The sequence below is a fragment of the Novosphingobium resinovorum genome (genome assembly GCF_001742225.1).
Lineage (GTDB): Bacteria > Pseudomonadota > Alphaproteobacteria > Sphingomonadales > Sphingomonadaceae > Novosphingobium > Novosphingobium resinovorum_A.
Genome location: NZ_CP017075.1, coordinates 24,129 through 49,329, shown reverse-complemented (window position 1 = coordinate 49,329; position 25,201 = coordinate 24,129). Strand labels below are relative to the sequence as shown.

General features: G+C 66.1%; 17 protein-coding genes. 6 read left to right on the top strand and 11 right to left on the bottom strand.

All coding sequences use genetic code 11. From position 1 onward, the window contains the following. Positions 1-48: 48 nt before the first annotated feature. The 8 genes from BES08_RS00185 to BES08_RS00150 form a co-directional block, all read right to left on the bottom strand. The gene (locus BES08_RS00185; RefSeq protein ID WP_069707345.1) at positions 49-2,358 is read right to left on the bottom strand and encodes a TonB-dependent receptor; all 2,310 of its coding nucleotides are present in this window, start codon (positions 2,356-2,358) and stop codon (positions 49-51) included. 31 nt (positions 2,359-2,389) lie between these two features. Beyond that, on the bottom strand, positions 2,390-3,310 hold the full coding sequence (locus tag BES08_RS00180; protein ID WP_197524407.1) for a FecR family protein: 921 nt from the start codon (positions 3,308-3,310) through the stop codon (positions 2,390-2,392). A gap of 33 nt (positions 3,311-3,343) precedes the next feature. Beyond that, entirely contained in the window at positions 3,344-3,859 is a 516-nt protein-coding gene (locus BES08_RS00175) for a sigma-70 family RNA polymerase sigma factor (protein WP_069707343.1), read from the bottom strand. A gap of 311 nt (positions 3,860-4,170) precedes the next feature. After that, entirely contained in the window at positions 4,171-4,797 is a 627-nt protein-coding gene (locus BES08_RS00170; protein ID WP_069707342.1) for a TetR/AcrR family transcriptional regulator, read from the bottom strand. Positions 4,798-4,983: 186 nt separating this feature from the next. Beyond that, a complete protein-coding gene (locus BES08_RS00165) occupies positions 4,984-5,490 on the bottom strand; it encodes a YybH family protein (protein ID WP_051587141.1) in 507 nt (168 codons plus the stop codon). 49 nt (positions 5,491-5,539) lie between these two features. After that, a complete protein-coding gene (locus BES08_RS00160; RefSeq protein ID WP_036529271.1) occupies positions 5,540-6,016 on the bottom strand; it encodes a VOC family protein in 477 nt (158 codons plus the stop codon). 98 nt (positions 6,017-6,114) lie between these two features. Further along, a complete protein-coding gene (locus BES08_RS00155; protein WP_069707341.1) occupies positions 6,115-8,370 on the bottom strand; it encodes a TonB-dependent receptor in 2,256 nt (751 codons plus the stop codon). Between the two features lie 320 nt (positions 8,371-8,690). Next, positions 8,691-11,078, bottom strand: coding sequence for a TonB-dependent receptor (locus tag BES08_RS00150; protein ID WP_008828589.1), 2,388 nt, complete (start codon positions 11,076-11,078; stop codon positions 8,691-8,693). A gap of 488 nt (positions 11,079-11,566) precedes the next feature. Between BES08_RS00150 and BES08_RS00145 the strand changes: the two genes are divergently transcribed. After that, positions 11,567-11,932 (top strand): glycosylhydrolase-like jelly roll fold domain-containing protein, encoded by a 366-nt coding sequence (locus BES08_RS00145; protein ID WP_069707340.1) that lies wholly within the window; start codon positions 11,567-11,569, stop codon positions 11,930-11,932. 243 nt (positions 11,933-12,175) lie between these two features. On the opposite strand, the gene BES08_RS00140 is transcribed toward BES08_RS00145, so the two are convergent. Both BES08_RS00140 and BES08_RS00135 read right to left on the bottom strand, forming a co-directional pair. Continuing rightward, on the bottom strand, positions 12,176-13,201 hold the full coding sequence (locus BES08_RS00140; protein WP_036529260.1) for a LacI family DNA-binding transcriptional regulator: 1,026 nt from the start codon (positions 13,199-13,201) through the stop codon (positions 12,176-12,178). Continuing rightward, the gene (locus BES08_RS00135) at positions 13,198-14,460 is read right to left on the bottom strand and encodes an MFS transporter (protein WP_008828593.1); all 1,263 of its coding nucleotides are present in this window, start codon (positions 14,458-14,460) and stop codon (positions 13,198-13,200) included. Before BES08_RS00135 ends, BES08_RS00140 begins: the two co-directional genes overlap by 4 nt. Positions 14,461-14,602: 142 nt before the next feature. On the opposite strand from BES08_RS00135, the gene BES08_RS00130 reads away from it, so the two are divergent. From BES08_RS00130 to BES08_RS00110, 5 genes are read left to right on the top strand one after another with little or no spacing between them, the layout of a single operon-like run. Then, positions 14,603-17,062, top strand: a complete 2,460-nt coding sequence (locus BES08_RS00130; protein WP_197524406.1) for a TonB-dependent receptor — start codon at positions 14,603-14,605, stop codon at positions 17,060-17,062. A 38-nt stretch (positions 17,063-17,100) separates the two neighbouring features. Continuing rightward, positions 17,101-18,675, top strand: a complete 1,575-nt coding sequence (locus tag BES08_RS00125) for a tryptophan halogenase family protein (RefSeq protein WP_069707339.1) — start codon at positions 17,101-17,103, stop codon at positions 18,673-18,675. Further along, positions 18,675-20,951 (top strand): beta-glucosidase family protein, encoded by a 2,277-nt coding sequence (locus tag BES08_RS00120; protein ID WP_069707338.1) that lies wholly within the window; start codon positions 18,675-18,677, stop codon positions 20,949-20,951. The genes BES08_RS00125 and BES08_RS00120 overlap by 1 nt, the downstream gene beginning before the upstream one ends. 19 nt (positions 20,952-20,970) lie before the next feature. Continuing rightward, positions 20,971-22,281 carry a cation:proton antiporter gene (locus BES08_RS00115; protein WP_069707337.1) on the top strand — a complete coding sequence of 437 codons (1,311 nt, stop codon included), beginning with the start codon at positions 20,971-20,973 and terminating at the stop codon, positions 22,279-22,281. Continuing rightward, a complete protein-coding gene (locus tag BES08_RS00110; RefSeq protein WP_083274553.1) occupies positions 22,278-24,767 on the top strand; it encodes a glycoside hydrolase family 3 protein in 2,490 nt (829 codons plus the stop codon). The genes BES08_RS00115 and BES08_RS00110 overlap by 4 nt, the downstream gene beginning before the upstream one ends. On the opposite strand, the gene BES08_RS00105 is transcribed toward BES08_RS00110, so the two are convergent. Further along, positions 24,731-25,186 (bottom strand): hypothetical protein, encoded by a 456-nt coding sequence (locus BES08_RS00105; protein WP_155986443.1) that lies wholly within the window; start codon positions 25,184-25,186, stop codon positions 24,731-24,733. The two genes, BES08_RS00110 and BES08_RS00105, sit on opposite strands and share 37 nt — an antisense overlap. Positions 25,187-25,201: the final 15 nt, after the last annotated feature.

The window sequence follows — 25,201 nt, the reverse complement described above, 5'->3', positions numbered from 1 at the left end:
CCCCAAGGGCCTACCCGTAAGGGAAATTACATAATTGACACTTTTTCTTCAGAAACCTGCTTCGAAGCCCAACCGTACCGTGCGCGGGCGCTGCGGCGTGGTCTGCGCGCCCGCCCGCAAGGTGAAGGGATTGCCCAGCGCAAAGCGATCGCCGCGCGCATCCAGCAGGTTTTCGACCGACAGCGCGACCACCGCCCGGTCGAGTTCCAGCCGCCCCGACAGGTCGAGCCGGGTCACCCCGCCCTGCCGCAAGTCGAGGTTTGCGCCCGCCCCCAGGTGCGACACGCCTTCGTGCACGACCAGCGCGCCGAGCCCGAGGCTCCGCCCCGCGCGCAGCGGCAGGCGATAGCGCGCCTCCCCTCGCAGCGAGAGGCCCGGCACATTGGGCAGCGAACGGCTGCCGTCGCGCAAGTATTCCAGCGGATGCAGCCGGTCGCGGACCACCATCGCCGCGCCCAGCAGTTGCAGCCGCCCCGTCACTTGCGCGCGCCCCGTGACATCGGCGCTGAATAGGCGGGCATCGCCGATATTCTCGGTATACGTCAGGCCCACCGGCGTCAGCAGGTCCCCTTGCACGTCGCGCCACCGGCTCCAGGCCAGCGTCGCGTCCCATTCCAGCGGGCCGGTCCCCACGTCGCGAAGGCCGACTTCGAGCGTGCCGATCCGGTCGGACGCGAACTTGCGCGAGACGATCCCGCCGGCAACCCCTCCCGGCCGGTATCCCCGCTCGTAGCGCGTGTAGGCCCGCCCCTTGCCATGCAGCTTCAGCGTAGCGGCAAGCGACGGCAGCAGCCGCGTCTCGCTGCGCGCCACCGACACCGGCTGCTGCTCGCGCGAGAAGTAGAAGCTGTCGAGCTTGCCCAGCGCATCCCCATCCAGCGTCATGCGGCTGAGGCGCAGGCCGCCGGTGAAGCTGAGCCCCGGCCCCGCATCGAGCGTCACTTCGCCGAAAGCACTGAGTTCGGTGTTGTCATTGCGCACGCGCAGCCGATCGCCGGGGCTTTCGGGCAGCACGGAACGGATCTGCCGCGCCCGGCTGGAGAGAATGCTCACCCCGCCCATCCAGCCCGGGCCGTCGCCGGGCTCCCGCCACGCCCGAGCCTCGATCGTGACCAGGCTGGCGTGGTCGGCCTGGCGATAGAGGATCGCGCCGCCATCGCGCGCGGTGGCGGCATAGTTCTGGTCCATGCGCTGTTCCACCGCGCCCACCGTCGCGCTGACATGCACCGGCCCGCCGCCGCGCCTCACCGTGGCGGAGGCCAGCGCGATATGGTCGGACGATGGCTCGGCGACACCGCTGCGCCGCTCCAGCGCGCCTGCCGCCCCCGATCCCGTGCCCGGCTGCGCGTACTGCGCATCGTGGCTGCGGATCGCCTGGACCGCGCCGCCGATGTCCGCGGTCCAGTCGCCCTGACGGTAGCGCAGCGCCAGCCTGCCACCAGTCGTGCGCACACGATTGACGTCCTTGTCCCCGCGCGCCGTATCGTCGATGTAGCCTCCGGCGTCCGATCGATAGCCCAGCACGCGCAAGCCCAGCTGCCCCTCCACCACCGGCAGGTTGGCCAGGCCGCCGAGGTCGCCCCCCATCGCTCCGTGCGCCGTCGCCGAGATTCCGCCCCAGCCCCGCGCCGATGCCTCGCCGAGATCGGGAGCGCGCGGCTGCAACCGGACGATGCCGCCCAGGGCGCCCGCACCGTAGAGCGTGCCGTGGGGACCGGGAAGCACCTCCACCTGCTCCAGGTCGAGCGGCAGCAGACCGGGATCGGCCGCACGATAGGTCAGCCGCTGCTCCCCGAGGTACGGCGCCACCGTCGCCGCACGGGTGCCCGCGAAGCTCGAATCGGCGATCCCCCGCAAGAACAGTTTGTCGCGCCCCGGCCCCAGGTGCGTTCCGCTCACCAGCGCCACCCTGTCCGCCAGCGCATCGCTGCCTCGCATCGCCGCAGCCGCATCGATCATTGCACCGGGCATGACCCGCGCGGTGAGGGGAAACGCATGCAGCGCCGCATCGCTCCGGCTCCGAGCGACGACGATCGCCGCACCGCCGGGTTCAGGCGGACGCATCGGGATCAGGGCGGACACGGGCTCCGCTTCAAGCCGGCGCAGGCCGACGATCAGCCACGAATCGCCGCCGAGCCGGCGCAGCATCACGCCGTTGCCGAGAATCTGCCGGAGCATGTTGTCTACCCCGCCCGACACCCGCTTGGACGCGATCCGTCGCCGTAACAGCGCCGGGTTGGTGGTGCCGATGCTGGCGCCGGTGCCGCGCGCGATGATGTCGATCGCCTCCGCGAGGGTGCACGAAGGTATCGCAAGGTCGCGGGCGCAGGCCCGGTCCGGCGCCGCGACAAGCGCCATTGCGAGAGCGAAGACCCCCCGCCCGCGCATCTCAGTCCGAACCGCCGTCCGCGCTCAGCAGCAGGCGCACCCGTTCCTTCACCGCTTCGGGCGGCCCGTCGAGGCCGATCGTTCCGGTAAAGCGCCGGTCCCCGCCCTGCCCCTCCAGTTCCACGCGCAGCCCGGTCGCGCGGGCAACGTCGGCGAGGACCAGCGATACCGGGGCATCCTCGTAGTGCAACCGCCCTTCGCGCCAGCCGGCGACGCCCTCGGGCGCAAGATCGAACCGTCGCCCGCGTGTTCCTGCCCGTTCGAACCCCTGCCCGGCAGTGAGGACAAGCCCTCCCTCACCCTCCGCCTGCGCCTGCGCCACCGCCACCGAGCCTTCGGCGACGCTTACGGCCAGCCGCCCGGGCTCGCTCACGACGTCGAAGCGTGTGCCCAGGTCGGTGATAGTCGCCCCGCCCGCGGTGACGACGAAAGGCCGCGCCGCATCGTGGCGCACGACGAACAGCGCCTCGCCCGACACCAGCGCCGCCCCGCGCCCGCCAGGATCGAGCCGGACCACCGTATCGCCGTTGAGCGCAAGGCGGGTGCCGTCGGCCAGTCGCAGATCACGGTGCACGCCGGCCGCAGTGCGATACTCCTGCCAGGGCCGCGCATCCTCGCCCCTGAGGCCCAGCCACAAGCCGAGGCCCACCAGCACCGCCACCCCAGCGGCGATGCCCGCCGGCAGGTATCGCCGCGAAGGGTTGTCGTTGACCGCGACGAACTCGGCCCGGGAAGGGGGAAGCCCCTGCGCCACCTCGTCCACCGCCTTGGCCTCGGCAAGCTGCAGTATGTCGAAAGCACGCGCGTGATCCGGCGACAGGGCGAGCCACGCCGTCAGCGCATCCCAGTCCGCGAACCGGGGATCGCCCAGCCGGATCACCCAGTCGAGCGCTTCGTTGTCGAGGCGTGCCTTGTCCGTCACCATAATCTCCGGCACATAACGCCGCCGCCGCCGTCAATCCGCATCGAGGCCGCTCCTGATATCCAGAAGGGCGACGTAAGCCTTGCGCAAGTCCTTCTCCACCGTGCTCAGGCTCACGCCCAGTTCCTCGGCTATTACCCGCTGTTCCGCGCCTTCCAGCCGATAGCGGCGGAAGACGTGTTCCACGCGCGGCCCCAGGTCCCGCAGCCGCTGCGAGGCGATGCCGACCTGCTGCCGGGCGATCAGCGCCTGCTCGGCCGAGGGCTGCTGGTCCCGGTCATTGACCTCGGCCCAGCCGGCATCCCGCACCGAGCGGCGGGCGCCTTGCCGCCGGGCATCGAGCAGCAGGCGCTCGGCCATGCGAAAAAGGTAGGACAGCGGGCTCGGTTCGACGTCTCGGTCGATCGACGAGGCCTTGATCCACATCTCCTGCAGGATGTCCTCGGCAATATCCCCCGCGCCGCGCGCCATGAGGTAGGCCCGCAGCCTGGCACGATTCGCGAGCAACACCCCCGCAAGCCTGCTGGAGCCCGCGCCTTCGATATCCATCACACTGGAGAGCCGATCCACGTTCAACCGTTTGTCACAAAATAGAAACCAAAATGGGGGCATTGCAAGCCCCATCGCTGCATCGCACAACGCGCAGCACGGTATGCCGTCAAACCTGTGACTGGAGCGCCCGTTCGGAACACCATGCGCCGGGCGCCGGCTTCCGATCGACGAACGCATTTTCCAGGTCGCGGCAAGGCGCCTGTCGTATCTTTCTTCGTTCGTCTAAGGGCCCGCCTAATCGCGTCCCGAGGTCCGGGTGTTTCGCGCGCAGGGCGGATCGCCGGGTGTGCATTCGGCGCGCGATGAGATCAGGTCGAGGTGCCGTCCGTCATTCCGGGCTCCTGATTCCTCGGCCGGTAGCCCAGGCGCAGCAGATGCTTGCGCAGAATTACGCGCTGACGCCTGGCAGGCCAGTCCGAACGCTGAATGGCAACCAGGGTCGCGATGCCGTTGATCGCGACCTGGATGTCGGTCGCCACGTCCCTGGCATTCTCGGTCGGATCGAATTCGCCCCGCGCCTGTGCCTTCACGATCAGATCGACGAACACGTCGTTGCTGACGGTGCTGCTTTCCGACCACTCCGTTTCGATGCCCTCGATATCCGGGGTCTGTCCCCAGAACGCCAGCCAGCAGTGCCAGTCCTGCCAGCGCGGGCTTGTGATGGGCAGCGCGAAGTCGAGGCATGCCAGCAAGTCCTTGCCGTCCCTGCTCGCCTTCCTGATCCGCGCCAGTCCCCGCTGCCATGCGACCCGCTGGGTATAGGCCAGCATTTCGTGCTTGCTGCGAAAGTAGTGGCACACGATGGTGGTGCTGTAGCCGCACTCCTCGGCCACGGCGCGGATGGTGACGGCCTCGACGCCGCCTTTTAGCACAATGCCGGATACGACTTTGGCGATCTCCCTGCGCCGCTGTTCGTGATCGACTATGCGCGGCATGGGCGATTTACCTCGATTTCGAAGAGACGTCGTGACCGCTCACGCTACTGCCGCAGATCAGCGAAGCCAAGCCTTCGCACCAGCGGCGGGCACCGGATTTCATTTGGCACATACGTATATAATGCCGGGTCCTTTCGATCGTCCCCAATCGGTTGCCGGCTGCCGCGCCGGGGCTGCCGCTTTCCGTCAGAGGCTGATGTCCATCGTCGCGGTCATGCGTGAGGGGTCCGGATCGTGCGGCGGCTTGCCGTAGTCCATGACCGGGAAGAACTTCCCGTCCAGCATCGGCGACCCGTAATAGACTTGATCGTAGCGGTGCACCTTGATGAGCCATTCGTCTCCGTGTTTGCGGAAGGTGCTGTGATAGATGCCCATCACCACCTGATACGATCCGTCAGGCATGCGCAGCACTTCGTCCACATGCCCGCGAGACGCGGCCGTGTCCCCGTCCACCTCGATCACCAGCGAGGAAATCGACTGCCGGACGAAGGGAAAACCCTGCATGACGTTCCACCAGTGATCGACGACGGCCTGACGCCCGCGGGTGATGGTCCCGAAAGCGTGCCATTCACCGTCCTCGGCATAGCATTCGCCATGCGCCTCGGGATCGCGGCGGAAGATCGAATCTCCAAGGCGAGCCAGGGTTCGCCTGACGCCTGCATCGCCATCCAGCCGGTTCAGAAGGTCATTCATCGTCGTCCTCGCTTGTTATGTATGTCGTGCTTGCCGATGCGGCCGGACATCAATCCAGGGTCAGTGGGCCGCCCTGCCACCATCGCTCGAAGGCAGGACGCAGCATCGACGATGCAAGTTCGACGACCATGCCGCCGCCTGCCGGTCTCACATAGGCGAACGGTCCCCACCGTTCCTCGGGTGCGGCCCCGGCGGCGATGACGCTCCACCCTTGCGCGGTCAGGTCGTCCACCGTACCCGCCACCTCGTCCACCCAGAGGCCGACATGGTCGCCGCGCGATGCTGCCGCGTCGAAAAAGCTGCCGGCCTCCCCCTGCTGCAGTTCGAGCCGCACCGGCCCTTCGCACGAGATCGTGAAGCGATTGGTGATCGTCTTGAGGCCGGCCTCGGGCGTCCACACGGGGAAGGCTTCCAGCGTGAAGGGCTCGGCGAACTTCAGCCCCAGCGTGCGCGCGTAGAACGCCATGGCTTCGTCGAGGTCCGGGACCAGCACGCCCGTGTGGAATACCTTGCTGTAATCGAGCACCGCGTTCTCCGTTGCGAATAGGTGGCCGCCCCGGGTTCGGCAAAGTTGGGAGGTGTCCTCCCCCGGAGCGGCGAGTTGCCTGAACAGGCAGCGATGGATCAGAACTCGTAACCCAGGATCACGCCGTAAGTGCGCGGTTCACGGGCGCTGGAGAACGACCAGAGACCTGCGACGGTGAAGGCGGCATTGGGGCCGCGATCGTCGAGGAGGTTGCGCCCAAACGCGGTGATACGTGCGGTATGGCCGCCCAGGTCGAACCGCGTCGTCAGGCTCGCATCGAGCAGGTCCTGCGTGTCCGAACGCACGCGCGGGTCGTTGCGCGGCACGACGATGGTGCCGGTCGCGGGATAAGTCGCGGTGGCGTCCAGTCCGATCTGCTGGTCGTAGGGGCTGATGTGGCGATAGCCCAGGTTCGCCACGACTTCGCCGAAGCCGGTCGGCACCTTGTAGTTGGCGTTCAGCGACAGGGTCGACTTGGGCGCGTAGATCATCGAGACGTTCGAATAGTCTATGATGCGGGTGCCCGGCACCGTGGCACTGATCGCGCCTTGGGAAATGAAGTCCTTGAGGCTGTTGTCGAGCAGGCCCAGCGAACCGGACAGCGTCAGGCCCTGCGCAGGATGCGCGGTGAATTCCACCTCGATGCCCTTGAGCTTGGCCGAGCCCACGTTCGTCACGATGGTTTCGCTGCCGACGCCGCCTTGTGCGGGGATGGTCGTATTCTGCTGGAGGTTCTTGTAGTCCGCCAGGAAGGCAGCGACGTTGAGTTCAAGCAGTCCGTCGAGCAGGGAACCCTTGAAGCCGCCTTCGAAGGAGTCCACCGTCTCCGGCCCATAGGGTGTCGTCGCCGAGAAGAGCGTCGTTCCGCGGCCCGAGAAGCCGCCGGAACGATAGCCGCGCGACCATGAGGCGTAGAGCATCATGTCCGGAGTGGGATGGAAGTCGATGCCGATCTTGGGCGTGAACTTACTGTTGCTGACAGTGGCGTTCGGGAACTGGCTTGCGTCGATGCGCGCCATGTTCTGCTTGCGGTCCTGCGTCCAGCGACCACCGAACGACAGGCGCCAGCTGTCGGCGAAGGCCCAGTTGAAGTCACCGAAGAAGGCCAGCGAGCGGGCATGGCCGATGTTGTCCTGCTCGGCGATCGCGGGCGGCGCGAAAAGCGTGATGCGCGTGCGCTGCTGCAGGGAGTAGCGCGACTTGAAGAAGTAGCCGCCCACGACATAGTCCAGGCTGTCGCTGATCTTGCCCGCGGCGCGCAGTTCCTGGCTGAACTGGCGGTACGTCTGCGAGCGGGCGGAGAAATAGATGTCGGCGGACGAACCGTCGAAGTCCTGCGTCTGCGTTTCGTCGGACTTGCGGTAGCCTGTGACCGAGGTGAACTTCACGGCCCCCGCATCGAGGTTCATTTCCAGCGTCGCGGCGGGAGACTCGTAGTGCGAAGTTCCGGGCGTGCCGAACACGGTGTAGAGGTCGGTGGTGGTGTTGCGGTTGCACTCGTTGGCGGGTTCGAGCAGGCAGAAGACCTCTCCGGTCTTGCTGATGTTCGAATTGACCGGCACGAAGTCCTGCACCTGCTTTTCCAGCGTCAGCAGCGCGTCGAAGTTCGATGACGGCTGGAGCAGCGCCGCGACGCCGAAATTCTCGGCATTCGATCCGCCCGTGCGTTCGCCGGTGATGCCATGGCGGTAATAGCCGTCGGTCTGGTTGTGGAAGTAGAACGGCTTGATCGCCAGGACATCGTCGATGATCGGAATGTTGACGACGGCACGCGTGGCCCAGGTGTCGTAGTTTCCGTACGATGCCTCGACCTTGCCGGAGAATTCGAACTTCGGGCGGGTACGCCGGATGTTGATCACGCCGCCGATGGTGTTGCGCCCGAACAGCGTGCCCTGCGGCCCGCGCAGAACCTCGATCTGGCTGATGTCGAAGAAGTCGAAGAACTGCCCGGTGCTGGTGCCGATGAACACGCCATCGACGACGACCGCGACCGTTGGATCGAACGACTTGTCGACGTCCGCGAACGACAGCCCGCGGATCGCGACGTTGGCGGCGGCAGCGCCTGAATTCTGCTGGGTGATCATGACGCTGGGCGCCGCGCCCATGATGTCGCCGATATTGACCGATGCCTTGGCTTCCAGCGCGGCCGCATTGACCGCAGTGATCGCAACCGGCGTGTCGCGCAGGGCTTCCTCGCGCCGACGGGCCGATACGATGATCTCGCCTGTGGAAGCACCGTCGGCCTCCGCCTGCGCCGTCTGCGCATGGGACGGCGCAGCCCCGAGGGCAGCCGCCACTCCGAGTGCTCCGACGCCGACTTGCAGGAATGCCCTCAACGCGTGAATGCGCTGCATATTCGAATCCTCCCCGTATCTCGCAATCGGCATTCAACACTGCCTATCGTCGCGGGGAGACATATTATAATGAAACATCGTTATAGAACTATGTTATGTAATAGGTCGTCTTTTCGACGCCCCAGCAGGCTTCTTGATCACCTGATATAGTGTTGAAATAGAAGCGTTATCCTTGCGCATATCCGGAATGCGGAATGGCTGCCTTCGCCTGGAGCCGCAATCGCGAAACGCCGCATCACAGTGACTTTCGGGGAGAAGGCGCCGAACACTGAAACAGAAGAAGCGGGCCGACCTGTACAAGGCCGGCCCGCGAAGAAGTATCAGAAGCGGATGTTCATCTCGCCGCCGAACGTACGCGGTTCGTTGAAGAACCCGTTGAGCCCCGAAGTCGGGCTCAGGGCCTTGTAGAACACATGCTGTTCGTTGAAGAGATTGCGCGCCCAGACTGCGAAAGTCAGCTGCGCATCGCCCGAACCGACTGCGATATCGCCGACGGCCAGACGGCCGTTGACGATGAACGCCTTGTCACCCTTGGGCTGATACACGTTCGAAGCGGCACCCGGGCCGGTATAGACCGGGTCGGAGACGTTGGCATAGAAGCCGCTGTCGAAGTTACCGTCGAGATGCGCGCGAACGGTGTAACCGTTCATCGGCAATTCGTAGTCCAGCGTACCGCTGGCGGAGTGGCGCGGGGTGTAGGACTGATAGATCGGAACCGCGACGGTGCTGACGACGCCGGCGGCGTTCGGGTAGGGGTTCACGGTCGCCGGGATGTTGACGTACTGGTACGAATAGGAAGCGCCCAGCGTCAGACCTGCCAGCGGATTGACCGTCAACTCGGCTTCGATGCCGTGCAGACCGCCGGTGCCAGGGGCATTGATCGTCGAGGTCGTCGTGCGCGTGGTACGCACCCCACCGGTCTCGTACGGGCGCTGGAAATCGACCTGGATATCCTTGTACGTGCCCGCGTAGGCGGCGATGTTGAAGCGGGCATGGTGGTCGAAGAACTCGGTCTTGGCGCCGATCTCGAAGATCGACACCGTTTCCGGGTTGAAGGCATCGTAGTTCTGCGAACGGGAGTTGGCGCCGCCCGACTTGTAGCCCGTGCTCCACTTGCCATAGACGTGGACGTCCTGCGACAGATCGACAGCCAGGTTCACCATCGGATCGACGCGCGACCAGCTGGCGTCGAGGCCGATCGGGCCGGAGACGCCGTCGCGGTTGATCGGCAGGGCGTTGTTCACGATCGTGAGCGCGCCGTGCTTCATGTCCTTGGTCCAGCGCAGGCCGCCGGTCAGGTGGATGGCATCGTTCATCACCGCCGGGGTCCAGGTGGCCTGGCCGAAAGCGCCGACGCTGCGGGTGGTCACGTGGCTTTCGCGGTCGATCGCCTGCGCGCCGTAGTCGATCTGACGCAGCACGTAAGCCGAGCCGGCAGCATTGGTGAACTGGTTGGTGTAGAACGCCTGCGCATTGTCGGAGACGTGCTCGCGGTAGTACAGGGCGCCGGCCACGTACTTGACCCGGCCCACTTCGCCGATGGCCTGAACTTCCTGGCTCCACTGGTTCTGGTTGAACAGGGCCAGGCTGTAGCGGGCGAACTGCGTGCCCGTGAAGCCGGCCGCACCCTTCGCTGCCAGCGCCGAAGGCGACAGCGACATGGTGGTCGAAGCCGAGCCGTTGTCCCACTGATCCTGGTAAAGCTTGCGGTACGAACTGATCGACTTAATCGTCAGGTCAGGCGTCGCGGTCCATTCCAGGGTCAGGCGGTGACCATGGACCTTGCCGACGCTGGGCTGCATCGGGACGCCGACGTTGGCGGTCTTGACGCGGTCGGGCTGGACGGTGCCGAGCGCGGCCTGGGTATTGGTCCCGGCAGCAAGAAGGTTGAGGTACAGCGAGGTCGATTCGTCCTTCGACGTATCGAAGCTGTAGTCCGCGCTGAAATCGGGCGAAGGCTTCCACAGCGCCTCGAGGTGCAAGCCCTGCTTGTCGTACTGGTTGAAGCCAGCCTGACCCTGCTGCGGATTCTTGACCAGCGGATCGCGGCGGGCGACGACGCCGTCGATCTTGAACGCGATATTGGCGATCGACGGCAGGTCCACATGGACCTCGCCCTTGTACATGCCGAAGTTGCCGACGCCGCCGGTGGCGTTGACGTGGAATTCGCCGGAGGGCTTCTTGGTCACGATGTTGACCGCGCCGCCTTCGGTGTTGCGGCCGAACAGCGTGCCCTGCGGGCCCTTGAGCACTTCGACGTTCTCGATGTCGAACAGCGCGGTGCCAAGACCCTGGGCACGACCGAGATAGACGCCGTCAATATAGACGCCCACGCCCTGGTCGCGCGCCGGCTGGTTGCCGTCCGACAGCACGCCGATGCCGCGGATATTCACGATCAGCGCGGAGTTGCGCGAGTAGAACGGAGCAACTTTCAGCGACGGGATGGCGCCGTCGCCCAGATCGACAAGCGACGTGACGTGGCGATTGGTCAGGTCGTCGCTGCGCATCACCGAAATCGAAATCGGGGTTTCCTGCAGATTCTCGCGACGCTTCTGCGCGGTGACGACGATTTCGCCAAGGCCGCCGCCTTCGGCAGCATCGGCCACCGCGTCCGGTGCAGCTTCGGCCGCCTGTGCAGCTGTGGAAAGGCAGGCAGGCGCAAGCAGGGCGAACGCGGTCGTCGCCAGCCAATGACGCTGGATTTTCATGAAATACCCCTGAGTGATTATCGCCACTGCGGCGATCGTCGAGCGGGCCGATAGGGCTGCAATATTTCCCTATTGTGACTCTGGATTGCTTGATCACGAGATTTCATGCGCCGAAACTGATCGGCTTACGGGCTACCCTGCCTTGCATCCGGGAAAGCGATGCCACATGTGCCTGGCATCACCTGCCCGCTTCCGCGGCGACGGCGGCGGCAGCTGCGATCCCTCAGCCTTCGCCTTGCGGCTCACGCTGGGCGCCAGGTCGAACGCCCGCTCGAAAAAGCCACGTTTGAGCTGGAGTTTCTCGGGAAAGTGCTCCTGCGACAGGTCCGCGCCGGCGACTGAACGCCTACGGGGCCAACAAGAATGCCGCCGGCAGTCACCGCCTTACGCAAGACACGTCGTGACAGGTCCAGCATTCTCGATCGACCATTCAGGAAGCTGGGCGATAGGATGAAACCTGGAGGTGTCTCCGGGCCGTCGCTCATGCGGTGCCGAGACTGGCTGCGCGTCTCGACGGCGCCTGGGAAGTGGCGTTCGAGGCGGAACGCGGTGCGCCAAAGGCCGCGAGCCTGCCCGCGCTGGCCCCGCTCAACGAACAGGTGGACCCCGGTATCCGTTATTTCTCGGGTATCGCCACTTACGGCAAGACGTTTGCGGCGTCCGCCGGCTACAAGCCCGGCGCGCCGCTGCTGCTCGATCTCGCGCAAGTCGGAGACCTGGCGGAGGTCCGCGTCAACGGCCGCCTCATCGGCACCTTGTGGCATTCGCCTTCCGGGTCGATATCGGCGCGGTGGTCCGGCGCGGGGCCAACCGGCTTGAAGTGCGCGTCGCCAACTTATGGGTCAATCGCCTGATCGGGGACGCCCAGCCGGGCGCTACCAAGATCGCCTCGACCGTCATGCCCACGTATAGGGTCGACGCACCATTGCGCCCCGCCGGGCTGATCGGACCGGCGCGGCCCCGGCCAACTCGGCGCGGGGCAAGGCGATCGGCTCCGCGCTCCGGCCCGACGATCCGCAATCGCCGCTCCGGTACAGCATCGCGGCATCTCGAGGCCGTTTGCGGCAGGGATCACCTGCTCTGCGCCAGAAACTCCGCTACCTTGCCGGCGCGATTGCAGTGCTGCCCCGGATGATCAGTTCGTGGGGCAGGAGCAGATGCGACTGCGCACCGCCTGCCTGTTTCCTGAACTGCGGATTCACCAATATATCGACTGCCGCACCGGCCATTTCCGCCTTGGGTTGCCGGATCGTGGTCAGCTGCGGCCAGGCGGCGCGGGACGACGCGGAATCGTCGAAGCCGCAGATCGACAGCGCCTCCGGCACGGCGATGCCCAGCTTCATCGCAGTGATGAGAGCGCCCAGCGCCATGTCGTCGTTGGCCGCGAAAATGGCGGTCGGGCGCGGCAGACCCGAAAGCAGCCGCTCGCCCAGTTCCAGACCGGCGCGGAAGGTGAAATCGCCGCGCAGCACGGTGCTTTCGTCCACGGCGATACCGGCTTTCGCCATCGCCTCGCGATAGCCATCCTCGCGCCGGGCCGAGGACCGGTGGCTTTCCGGTCCCTGGATGAAGGCGATGCGGCGGTGCCCCAGACCAAGCAGGTAATCGGTCATCTCGCGCGCGGCGCTGCGGTCGTCCATACGCACACTGCCCGACGCCGCGGCCTTCGAGCTTGGCGCGACGAGGACCATGGGCAAGCCTGCCTCGGCGAACAGGGCGGTCAGCGCGGCTTCGTCACAGATGGGCGGGGCGACGATAGCCCCGTCGAGGCGCAGCGCGGCAATGCTGGAGCGCACCTGACCCGCCCAGTCCGCACCGCCAAGGTCGACCGGCTCGACGACGAGGTGATAGCTGCGCTCGCGGCAGCGCATCAGCGCGCCGTGCTGGACATCGGCCGCATAGCCGGACACCGGATCGTCGATGAACAGGCCAAGCAGGTAGGAACGCGAACTCGACAGGCTGCGTGCAAAGGCATTGGGCCGGTAATCGAGTTCGGCGACCACCTGCTCCACCCGCTCGCGCAGTTCCGGGCGGACATGCGCCTCGCCGTTGATCACGCGCGAGACGGTCTTGGCCGAGACTCCGGCCTTGGCGGCGACGTCCTTGATGGTGATCACGCTCATGCCGGAATCTCGCGAGGAGCGGCGCAGAATGCGGCGAATACCGCAATCGCGACATAGCACAGTGCCGGTAGCAGCAGCGCCGGCAAAAGGCCGATCGCATCGGCGAGCACTCCGGTCAGCATCGGCACCACGGCGCCGCCCACCACCGCCATGCACAGCCACATCGAGGCCAGCGGAGCAAGGCGCGCCTCGCGCGGCATCGCCATCGCATAGATCGTCGGATACATGATCGCGTTGCACAGCCCCACCGCGATCAGGGCGGCGGATCCGGCCACGCCCGGCAGGACGATCGCGGCGCACGTCAGCAGGACCGCCCCCAGCGCCGCATAAAGCAGCAGTGCCGTTTCGCCTATCCGGGTCATCAACCAGGCCCCGGCAAAGCGGCCCACCATCGCCCCGGCCCAGTACAGGCTCACCAGCCGTCCGGCGCTGACGGGAGAAATCGACAGTCGCTCGGGCAGCATCAATACGTTGGTCATCAATGTCCCGATCGTCACTTCCGCGCCGACATAGACGAAGATGGCGAAAGTGCCCCATAGCAGGCGCGGATCGCGCAGCACCGCGAAAATCTGGCGGCGCCGTCGCAGTGGCAGCCCCTGCGCCGTGCCGGCGGCGTCACCCAGCAATCCGCGATGCGCCAGATAAGCCGTGGACAGCGCTGCCAAAACTGCCCCCGAAACCACGAAAGGCAAGGACGCCCTGACCGCCGCCTCCTCGCCCGGACCGGCTTGCGCGAGGAGGAACGGCGCGCTCAAAAGCGGCCCCATCACCGTGCCGAGCGAATTGAACCCCTGCAGCAGCGTCAGCCGGAATGCCGCCCCGCGCGAAGGACCGATCACGGTGACCACGGTGTTGGAAGCAATCTGGAGCACCGTCTGTCCGGCCGAAAGCAGCAGCAGGGCGCCCAGCACCAGCGCGAACTGGCGTGCGCCCTGCGCGACCGCCAGAGCCAGGCAGCCGGCGGTCATGACTGACAGTCCGAAGGCGATCGCCCGCATGTAGCCGATTCGCACCACGGCCAGCGCGGCGGGCAGCGCGAAGAACAGATAGCTGGAATGAAACGCCAGCTGGATCAGCAGCGCGCCCTTGTAATCCAGCGCCAGGACCGCCTTGAGTTGCGGCACCAGCAGGCTGACCGCCGAACTGAGAAAACCGCCGATGAAGAACACCCCGATCGACAGCCGGAACAGCCGCTTCGCCGCGAATTCCGGCGATGCTAACGGTGATATCGACGCTGGCGAAACGGTCATGACCGTCATCTAGAATACCCTTCGCACCATTGCAAAAGCCGGAAAGGGATAAGGCACGATTTTTGACATCGTTGTCAAATCGCATGTTGACAACGATGTCAGGATTTGGTCTTTGCACCCTCACAAACACGACGCATCTGGGAGGATGATCATGACGAGGCACGCACTCGTCGCGAGCACAGCGCTTGCGACTTGCCTATTTTCCGTATCCGCAGCGCATGCACAGGACGCCGCCGCGCCGCAGGCAGCCCCGCAAGCCGCATCCGACAACGACATCATCGTCACCGCGACCCGCCGCGAAACCACGCTGCAATCGACCCCGATCGCGGTTTCGGCCTTCAGTCAGGACACGCTGAACAAGAACCAGGTGAAGGACGTCACCGACCTCGCGCGCTTCGTGCCCTCGCTCCAGTTCAACCAGCAGGGCGACCAGTCTGCGGTCTTGCTGACCCTGCGCGGCATCGGCAACGACAGTGCCTATACCGAAGTCGCCGACCCCGAAGTTGCCATCTACATCGACGGGATCTATTCGCCTCGTTCGCAGGGCGCCTCGGTGCTGATGTACGACATGGAGCGCGTCGAAGTGCTGCGCGGGCCCCAGGGCACGCTGTTCGGCCGCAACGCCACCGTGGGCGCGCTCAGCCTGATCTCGGCCAAGCCCAAGCTCGGCAAGTTCGAAGGCAGCGTGGAACTGACCGCGGGCAATTACGACCGCTTCGGCGTGCGCGGCGCGATCAACATCCCGGTGACAGATACCCTGGCCTTCCGCGTCGCCTTCGTCAGCGACCGGCATGACGGCTATGCCTCGTACCAGCCCGCTCCGGATATCACCGGCATCAACAAGTCGGCCTTCGTCACCAGCGGCAAGAAGTACTATGCCGCCGACCAGCAATCGGGCCGCGTCTCGATGCTGTGGCAGCCGAGCGACAAGTTCAGCTGGAATCTCTCGGCCGAGGGCTTCCTGGACAACGGCGCGCCGGTGATCGGTCTGCTGCAGACCCCGCGCGCGGGCACCAAGCGCTGGTCGACGCTGTCCGACACCGCGCCCGATACCGACCGCTATTCGGTCGCGGTGCGCTCCGCGATGAACTACGACCTGACCGACGGCATCCAGCTGAGCTACATCGCCGGCTGGTCGCGCATCGGCGGCAGCACCCAGACCGATGCCGATGCGGGCGCGCTGCCGCCGACCGGTCAGGTGGACGCCGACGGCAACGACCTGCCGCTGGGGGCCTTCAACGAAAACCGTACGCTGTCCTCGCGCTATGATTTCCAGAGCCACGAGATCCAGCTGAAATCCACCGGCGAGCAGGCCGTGGACTGGATCCTGGGGGCTTACTACAGCCACGAAAAGAACAAAATCCGCTTCGATATCGATCAGCGCAACGGCTACCGCGACGGCACCTTCAGCTGGGCGGGCAGCTTCATCCAGGCCAACCGCCAGATCGACAGCCGCGCCGCGTTCGGCCAGGCCGTATGGCATGCCACCGACTGGCTGCGCGTGACCGGCGGCCTGCGCTATACCTCCGACAAGAAGCAGGACATCGGCGGCCGCAACGTCACGTTCTCCGGCGACGGTTGCTCGGCGGCGGATTCGGCGCCCGGCGGCGCCTGCCAGGGCGGCATCTTCGGCGCCTATCCCGGCGCCACCGCCGCGGAACTGGTCGACCTGCTGCCCGGCTTCTCGATCTCGAACAACGACGTGAAGGGCAAGTGGAACAAGCTGACTTATCTGGCCCGCGTCGATGCCGACCTTGCCGCCGATACGCTGGGCTATGCCAGCATCTCGACCGGCTTCAAGTCGGGCAACATCCAGGATAACGCGGGCCTTACCAACCCCGAAACCCTGACCAACTACGAAGTCGGCCTGAAGACCCGCTTCCTCGATCGCCGCGTGACGCTGAACCTGGCGGCCTACTATTCCGACTTCAAGGGATATCAGGTCAACCAGGCCGTCACCTTCCGCGACGACGAAGGCAACGTGGTGCGCAGCCAGATCGTGACGCAGAACGCCAAGGGCGCGAAGGCTTATGGTCTCGAAGCGGAACTCACTGCCAACTTCACCCCCGCCGATCGCCTGCAGTTCTCCGGCACGGTCCAGAAGACCAAGCTGGACGATCTGGAAAGCGTCGATGGACGGCTCTACGACGGCGGCAAGGCGTCCTCGATCGTGCAGCTCAGGGGCAATGAACTCGCCCACGCACCGCGCTTTTCGGCGAGCGTCAGCTACGAACATGACTTCGAACTGGCGAGCGGCGCGACGATCACCCCGCGTTTCACCACGCACTACGAAACCAAGAGCTGGCTGAGCTACTTCAACGGCGACGCCAATCCCTTCGTCAACGCCAACGACCCGGCCGACAACATGCCCGGTCGCGGCACCAACGGCACCGACTGGGACCGCCAGAAGGCCTACTTCCGTTCGGACGCCTCGCTGCGCTTCACGTCGGCGGACCAGAACTACACGGTGGAGGCCTTCGTCCAGAACATCGAGAACGGCAAGATCCGCACGGGTGCCGGGGCATTCGGGGCACCGCGCTACGATCCGGTGTTCCTGTCCAACCTCCAGCCGCCCCGCACCTGGGGTGTCCGCGCCCGCGCGAACTTCTGACCCTGAACTGACGACCCTCAACTGAAGAGGCGCAAGGTATGACGATCGACAATCCCCCCTCCGGTCGTGTCGTCATACCTCGTGTCGTCATACTGGGCGGCGGCACGGCCGGATGGCTGGCCGCCGCCTATCTTTCCCGCACGCTGGGGATGACCGGCATCACGCTGGTGGAATCCAGCGAGATCGGCATCATCGGCGTGGGGGAAGGCACGTTCCCGACGATCCGCTCGACGCTGGCCGGGCTGGGCATCAGCGAGGCGGAGTTTCTGGTCCGCGCCGATGCCACCTTCAAGCAGGGCGTCCTGTTCGAGGGCTGGGCGACCGGCACCGACAGCTATTTCCACCCCTTCAACATGCCCATCGGCGGCGAGGACGAAGCGCTCCTGCCCCACTGGCTGGCCGATACCAGCCCGCAGCGCGCCGCCTGGGCCGATGCCGCCACCGTACAGGAGCAGGTGATCCGCGCGGGGCGCGCGCCCAAGCGGCCCGAAGACCCCGACTTCTCCGGACCGATGAACTACGCCTATCATTTCGACGCCGCCCGCTTTGCCGACTACTTGCGCGACATCTCCATCGCCGCCGGGGTCGTGCGGATCGAAGGCACTGTCGGCAATGTCCAGCGCAAGGCCGACGGCGATATCGCCGCGCTGGAATTGACCGACGGGCGCATCGTCGAGGGTGATTTCTTCCTCGATTGCTCGGGCTTTCGCGCCCTCTTGATCGGGCAGACGCTAGGCGCGGACTTCACCTCGTGCAGCGACAGCCTGTTCAACGACCGCGCATTGGCGATGCAGGTGCCCTATGATCGGCCGGACGCCCCGGTACGCCCCTATACGCTGGCAACGGCGCACGAGGCGGGATGGACCTGGGACATCGGCCTGACCGAGCGGCGCGGCATCGGCTACGTCTATTCCAGCCGCCATTGTTCGGACGATGAAGCCGAGGCGACGCTGCGCCGTTATGTCGGCCCGCAAGGCGCTGCGCTGAACCCGCGCCAGCTACGCTTCGAAACCGGTTACCGGCAGCAACAGTGGATCGGCAACTGCGTGGCCGTGGGCCTGTCGGCCGGATTCTTCGAACCGCTGGAATCGACCGGCATCATGCTGATCGAAGCGGCGCTGCGGATGGTCGGCGATTTCCTGGGGCCCGATCTTCTCGCAGGCGCCGACCACGATGCCCGCGACGCCGCTGCGCGCAGCTTCAACCGCCTGATGAGCGCGCGGTTCGAGCGGATCGTCCATTTCCTTAAGCTCCACTACTGCATCACCCGCCGCACCGACACCGCCTACTGGCGCGACAATGCAGACCCCGCGACCATTCCCGAGCCCTTGCGCGACATGCTGGCGCAGTGGCGCCGTCGCCCGCCCTCGCGGTTCGATTTCGTGGTCGACCTCGAGACGTTCCTGCCGCCCAGCTACCACTACATCCTCTATGGCATGGGGTTCGAGACCACCCTTGCCGGCGCGCGCTATCCCGGCGCTGCGCAGGCGCGCGAGGTTTTCGCCCGCGTGCGCGCGGCCCATGCCGGCGCGCGCGGCGGCCTGCCCGATCACCGCGCCCTCCTGAACCATTATCACGCCCGCACCGGCGTCCCGTCCAGCAAGGTTTCCTGATGAGATTTCCCAAGCACGCCGTCCTGGTTACCGCTCTAATGACCGGAGCATCACTTGCCGCGCCCGTTTTCGCGCAGCAGCAGGCCGCGGCCTCCGCGCAGCCGTCGTCCGAATCCGGGGCCGAAGCGCGGGCGGAGGCACTGGTCAAGGCGATGACGTTGGAGGAGAAGCTCCAGCTGGTTCACAGCTACTTCCCGCCGCTTGCAAAGCCGCAGCCGCCGATCGCGATGATCCCCTCCGCCGGGCATGTCCCCGGCATCCCCCGGCTCGGCATTCCCACCTTGCGCGAGAGCGACGCGAGCCTCGGCGTGGCCAACCAGATCGAGCAGCGCAAGGGCGATGTCGCCACCGCGCTGCCCGCCAGCATCGCCACTGCCGCCACCTTCAACCCGCGCCTGGCCTATGAAGGCGGCGCGATGATCGGTGCGGAGGCGCGCGCCAAGACCTTCAACATCCTGCTCGCAGGCGGCGTCAACCTTACGCGCGATCCCTGGAACGGTCGCAACTTCGAATATCTGGGCGAAGACCCGCTGCTCGCAGGCGTCATGGCGGGTGCGCATATCAAGGGTGTGCAGAGCAACGCCATCGTCTCGACCATCAAGCACTTCGCGCTCAATTCGCAGGAGACCGGCCGCACCGTTCTCGACGCGCGGATCGACCGGGCGGCCCTGCGCGAAAGCGACCTGCTCGCATTCCAGATCGCCACCGAAATCGGCAAGCCCGCCTCGGTCATGTGCGCCTACAACAAGGTCAACGGCGACTATGCCTGCGAGAACGACTGGCTGCTGAACACCGTCCTCAAGAAGGACTGGGGCTACAAGGGCTGGGTCATGTCCGACTGGGGTGCGGTCCATTCGACGCAAAAGGCCGCAAACAATGGCCTCGACCAGGATTCCGGCCAGGAACTGGACGACGCGATGTACTTCGACAAGGCCCTTGCCGCCGCCGTCAAGGACGGCAGCGTGCCGATGGCGCGGCTCGACGACATGGTCCAGCGCATCCTGTTCGGGGTGATCGACAGCGGCCTGATGGACCGGCCCGTGCCTGACAGCGCCCAGCCGATCGACTACGCCGCCCATGCGCAGGTCGCCCAGCGCGCGGCGGAGGAAGGCATCGTCCTGCTCAAGAACGAGGGTAACCTGCTGCCGCTGGCGAAGACCGCGAAGAAAATCGTCCTGCTCGGCGCCCATGCCGATGTCGGCGTGCTTTCGGGGGGCGGCTCCTCGCAGGTCCGCTCGGTGGGCGGCGCGCCAGTGGAGATTCCCCTGACCGAAGGTGCGGCCGCCTCCTTCGCGCGGATCACATGGCACGCGTCCTCGCCGCTTCAGGCGATCCGGGCGCTGGCGCCGCAGGCCAGCGTGACCTACCTCGACGGCAGCGATCCCAAAGCGGCGGCCAAGGCGGTTCGCGGTGCCGACATGGCGATCGTCTTCGCCTGGGCCTGGCGGACCGAGGCGCAGGACCCGGAAAGCATGGCCCTGCCCGACAAGCAGGACGCGCTGATCGATGCCGTCGCCGCCGCCAATGCGAAAACGCTGGTCGTGCTCGAAAGCGGCGGCCCGGTGCTGATGCCCTGGGTGGACCGCGTACCCGCCATCCTGTCGGCCTGGTATCCGGGCCAGCGCGGCGGCGAGGCGATTGCCCGCATCCTGCTGGGCGAAGTCGATCCCTCGGGCCGCCTGCCGATCACCTTCCCCGCAAGCGTGGATCAGGCCCCCCGCAGCGAGCCTGCCGGCCTTGCCGAACTGCACGCCGCGAATGCGCGCCGCAAGGCCGGTGACAAGACCATCTACGGCATGAGCGGCGGCGTCGCCCCCTTCACCGTCGATTACCCGGAAGGTGCTGACGTGGGCTACCGCTGGTACGCCGCGAAGCAGCGCAAACCGCTGTTCCCCTTCGGCTACGGGCTGACTTATACCCGCTTCAGCTACGCCAATCTGAAGATCGAAGGCGGCGCCGGGCTGACCGTCGGCTTCGACGTCACCAATACCGGCAAGCGCGCAGGCGCCGATGTCCCGCAGGTCTATGTCGAGGCGAAAAGCGCAGCCGGAACCCGCGCCTACCGCCTTGCCGGTTTCGAGAAGGTCAGCCTGTCTCCGGGTGAGACCCGCCATGTCTCCGTTACGGTCGACCCGCGCGTGATCGCCCGCTTCGACGAGAGCGCGCCGGGCTGGAAGGTCGACGCGGGCGCTTATCCTGTCGTGGTCGGCCGCTTTGCCGGGGATACCGCGCTGAAGGGCACTGCCACGCTGGACGCCCTGTCGGCGCGGCCCTGATCGCGCGCGGGGATACGCCATGACCGGCTCCACCCATCAAAGCGAGATGCTGCTGTTCACGGTGCTGCTGCAGCTGATCGTGATGATCGGCGCGGCGCGGCTGATGCACGGGCTGTTCCGGCGTATGGGACAGCCCGGCGTCGTGGGTGAGATCGTCGCCGGGCTGCTGCTTGGCCCGTCGCTGTTCGGGCATTTCTTTCCCGGCGTCTCTCTTTCCCTGTTCGGGGCCAAGCCAGAGCCCGCCATCACGGTGCTGAGCCAGATCGGGCTGATCCTGCTGATGTTCCAGATCGGCAGCGAGTTCGAATTCGGCCGCCTGAAGGCAGCCCGCCTGCACCGAACGACCATCGCCGTGGCCGTGGCCTCGATCCTCGTGCCGTTCCTTGCCGGGATCGGCATCGGCCGACTGTCGGCCTCCAGCCTCGCGCCGGGTGTCGATTCGTTCGTCTACAGCCTGTTCTGCGGGGTCGCGGTGGCGATCACCGCCGTGCCGATCCTGGGCCGTATCCTGGGCGAATATGGGCTGACCCGCAGCGACGTCGGCATCGTCGCCATTTCCGCGGCGGCCGTGAACGACGTCGTCGGCTGGTTGCTGCTGGCCGGGATCGCCGCCTTCGCTGCCGCGCAGCTTTCCGTGACTTATCTGGCCCTCCACCTCGGCGGTCTTGCGCTGTTCCTGTTCGCCCTGCGCTTCGTGGCGGCGCCCCTGTGTGACCGGCTGGTGGCCCGCTTGCCACTGCGCGATGGCGCTATCCCTCCACATGTCCTGGCGATCCTGCTGATCGTGATCTTCACGCTGGCGCTGTGCACGTTCGCGCTGGGTATCTTCGCGATCTTCGGTGGTTTCGCCGCCGGACTGCTGTTTCATCGCCACCGTCCGCTGGTGGAGGCATGGAATGCGCAAGTCGGGCAGTTCGTGCTGGTCTTCTTCCTGCCGGTCTTCTTCACCTTCACCGGCCTGCGCACCAACCTGCTGGGCCTGTCCACCGGACCGGAACTGGCGTGGCTGGCTGCGGTCTGCCTGATCGCCGTGCTGGCCAAGATCGTGCCGGTCTACTGCGCCGGGCGCGCTAATGGTCTGCCCCATCACGAAAGCCTCACCCTCGGCGCGCTGATGAACACGCGTGGCCTGATGGAGCTGATCGTGCTCAACGTCGGGTATGACCTTGGTTTCCTGCCCCGGTCGATGTTCACGATACTCGTGGTCATGGCTGTCGTCACGACGGTCATGACCGGCCCGATCCTGCGCGCGCTGCGTGACATGCGCGCCCTTCCCTTCCAAACCACACATGCGCGGCCGCAAGTATACGGCGTACAGGAGCGACCATGAAGACCAACCGATCGAGCGCCTCCCTCCTGATCCTCGCCCTGACTCTGACGGGGATCCCGGGCACCGCCTTTGCCCAAGCCTCATCAGCCGACCAGCCCGCAGCTTCGATCGCCAATCCCGCGATATGGCCGAAAGTCCGCGCCCGCCCCAGCCGCGATCCGAAGGTCGAAAAGAAGATCGACGCCCTGCTGGCCGCGATGTCGATCGAGGACAAGGTCGGCCAGATCATCCAGGTCGATATCGGCTCGATCAAGCCGGCCGATGTCGTGACCTACAAGCTGGGCTCGATCCTCAACGGCGGCAACAGCGGTCCTTATGACAACGAATACGCCTCCCCGGCCAAGTGGCTGCAGCTGGCGGACGAATTCTACGATGCGTCGATGACCCGCAGCGACGGCCGCCCGAAGATCCCGATCATCTGGGGCACGGATTCGGTCCACGGCAACAACAACATCGTCGGCGCCACGCTGTTTCCCCACAACATCGGCCTTGGCGCCGCGCGGAACCGCGACCTGATCCGCCAGATCGGCGAAGTGACCGCACTGGAAACCGCCGCCGCCGGGCTCGACTGGACTTTCGCGCCGACCCTCGCGGTGGTGCAGGACGACCGCTGGGGCCGCACCTACGAAAGCTATTCCGAGGAACCCCAGATCGCCGCCGACTATGCCGGTGCCATGATCGAGGGCGTGCAGGGCAAGGTCGGCACGAAGGACTTCCTCGCGCCGAACCACCTCATCGCCACCACCAAGCACTTCCTTGGCGACGGCGGCACCGGCGGGCGCGATCAGGGCGATACGAGGGTGCCCGAAACGGTGCTGCGCGACGTCCATCTGGGCGGCTACCCGGCCGCGATCGAGGCGGGCACGCAATCGGTCATGGCCAGTTTCTCCAGCTGGAACGGCGAGAAGATGAGCGGCAACAAAAGCCTGCTCACTGGGGTCCTGAAGGAGCGCATGGGCTTCGACGGCTTCGTCGTCGGCGACTGGAACAGCCACGGGCAGGTCAAGAGCTGCAGCAACGAGGATTGCCCGCAGGCCATCAACGCCGGGCTCGACATGTTCATGTATTCCGGCCCCGGCTGGAAGCAGCTCTACGACAACACTCTTGCCGAAGCGAAGGCGGGCACCATTCCCGCAGCGCGGCTCGACGATGCGGTGCGGCGCATCCTGCGCGTGAAGCTGCGCGCCGGAACCTTCGATCGCGGACGGCCATCGTCGCGCGCCTTCGCGGCCAAGTTCGACGTCATCGCTTCTGCGCAGCACCGTGCGATCGCGCGCGAGGCGGTGCGCGAATCCATGGTTCTGCTCAAGAACGACGGCGTGCTGCCGCTGAAGCCCACGGCCAACATACTGGTGGCAGGCACGGCCGCGGACAGCATCAGTCAGCAGGCGGGCGGCTGGTCGATCACCTGGCAGGGCGCGGGCCTGCCCAACTCCGCCTTCCCGAACGCCACCTCGATCTGGAAGGGCATCGAGCAGACCGTGAAGGCCGGCGGCGGCACCGCCACATACGCGCCGGACGGCAAGTTCACCGCCAGGCCGGACGCCGCCATCGTCGTCTTCGGCGAGCAGCCTTATGCCGAATTCAAGGGCGACGTTCCCAACCTGGAATATAGCCCCGGCGACAAGTCCGATCTGGAAATGCTGCGCCGCCTCAAGGCAGCGGGCATTCCGGTCGTTGCCGTGTTCCTCTCCGGCCGTCCGCTATGGGTGAACGCCGAAATGAATGCCTCCGACGCGTTCGTGGCGGCTTTCCTGCCCGGCAGCGAGGGTGGCGGCGTCGCCGACGTGCTGTTCGCGGACGCGGACGGCAAACCCGCGCACGACTTCCGGGGCAAGCTCAGCTTCTCCTGGCCCAAGCGGCCCGACCAATACGTGCTCAACCGAGGTGACGCAGGCTATGACCCGCTGTTCGCCTTCGGTTACGGCCTGTCCTACGCGGCGCCTGGCAAGGTCCCGCCACTGGACGAAGCCCGTCCCGCCGGGATGGCCGAGGCGACGCCCGGTGTCTTCTACGGCAAGGGCCGCGTTCCCGCAGGATGGTCCATCGACCGGCAGATGGTTGCTCAGGCCGGTGTAGACCGCCGCGCACAGGAAGACGCGCTTCGCTTCGCGTGGGACGGCAAGGCCAACGGTCGGGTCGCCATGGCAGCACCCCGCACCATCGACCTTTCGCGCGAAAGCAATGGCGAGATCAGCCTCGTCTTCGAATACCGCGTCGATGCCAAAGCCGCCGTGCCGGTGGAAATGGGCATCGAAAGCGGCGGCAAGACATACTCCGTGCCGATCGGTCAGACCCTTGGACGCTCGGCGCCGGGCGAATGGGCCCGCATGGCCGTGCCGCTGCAGTGTTTCGCCGGTCGCGGCGCGGACATGTCGGCGATCACCGCGCCTTTCGTACTGAGCACGAGTGGCCCCCTGACCATCTCCATATCCGATGTGAAGCTGGATTACGTCAGCATGCCGATGAACGCCTGCGGCGATTGAAGCGCCGCACTTCGGATCGCCCTGCAGCATGGGTAGACCACGCTACGTCGCACCAATCTGAAGGGCGACTTTTTGCCGGAACCGGTCATTCCAGGCAGACATGCGAAGCCAGGATAGGCACGGTGCGGCTGGGCGACGCGGAGGATCTGCGCATCGCAGTGGCAGCGGCTAGGCAACGCTTCGACCGCCTCCGCATGGCGCCCGAACTCAAGCGCGCGTTCACCCTCGAAGCCCTGCGCGACCGCGATATACGGAGCCAGGGTATTGGCCCGTACGCAATCGCGCAGGATCGGCAAGGTCTCGCGAGCACGAGTGAATTCGCCCATCCAAAGGTCGATCGACATCGAACAGATCAGCGCGATGCAATGCGTGACCGGATGGGCGAAAGCGGCCACCTCGGCCACCCGAAACTGAAACACCCTTCTATCGTCGGC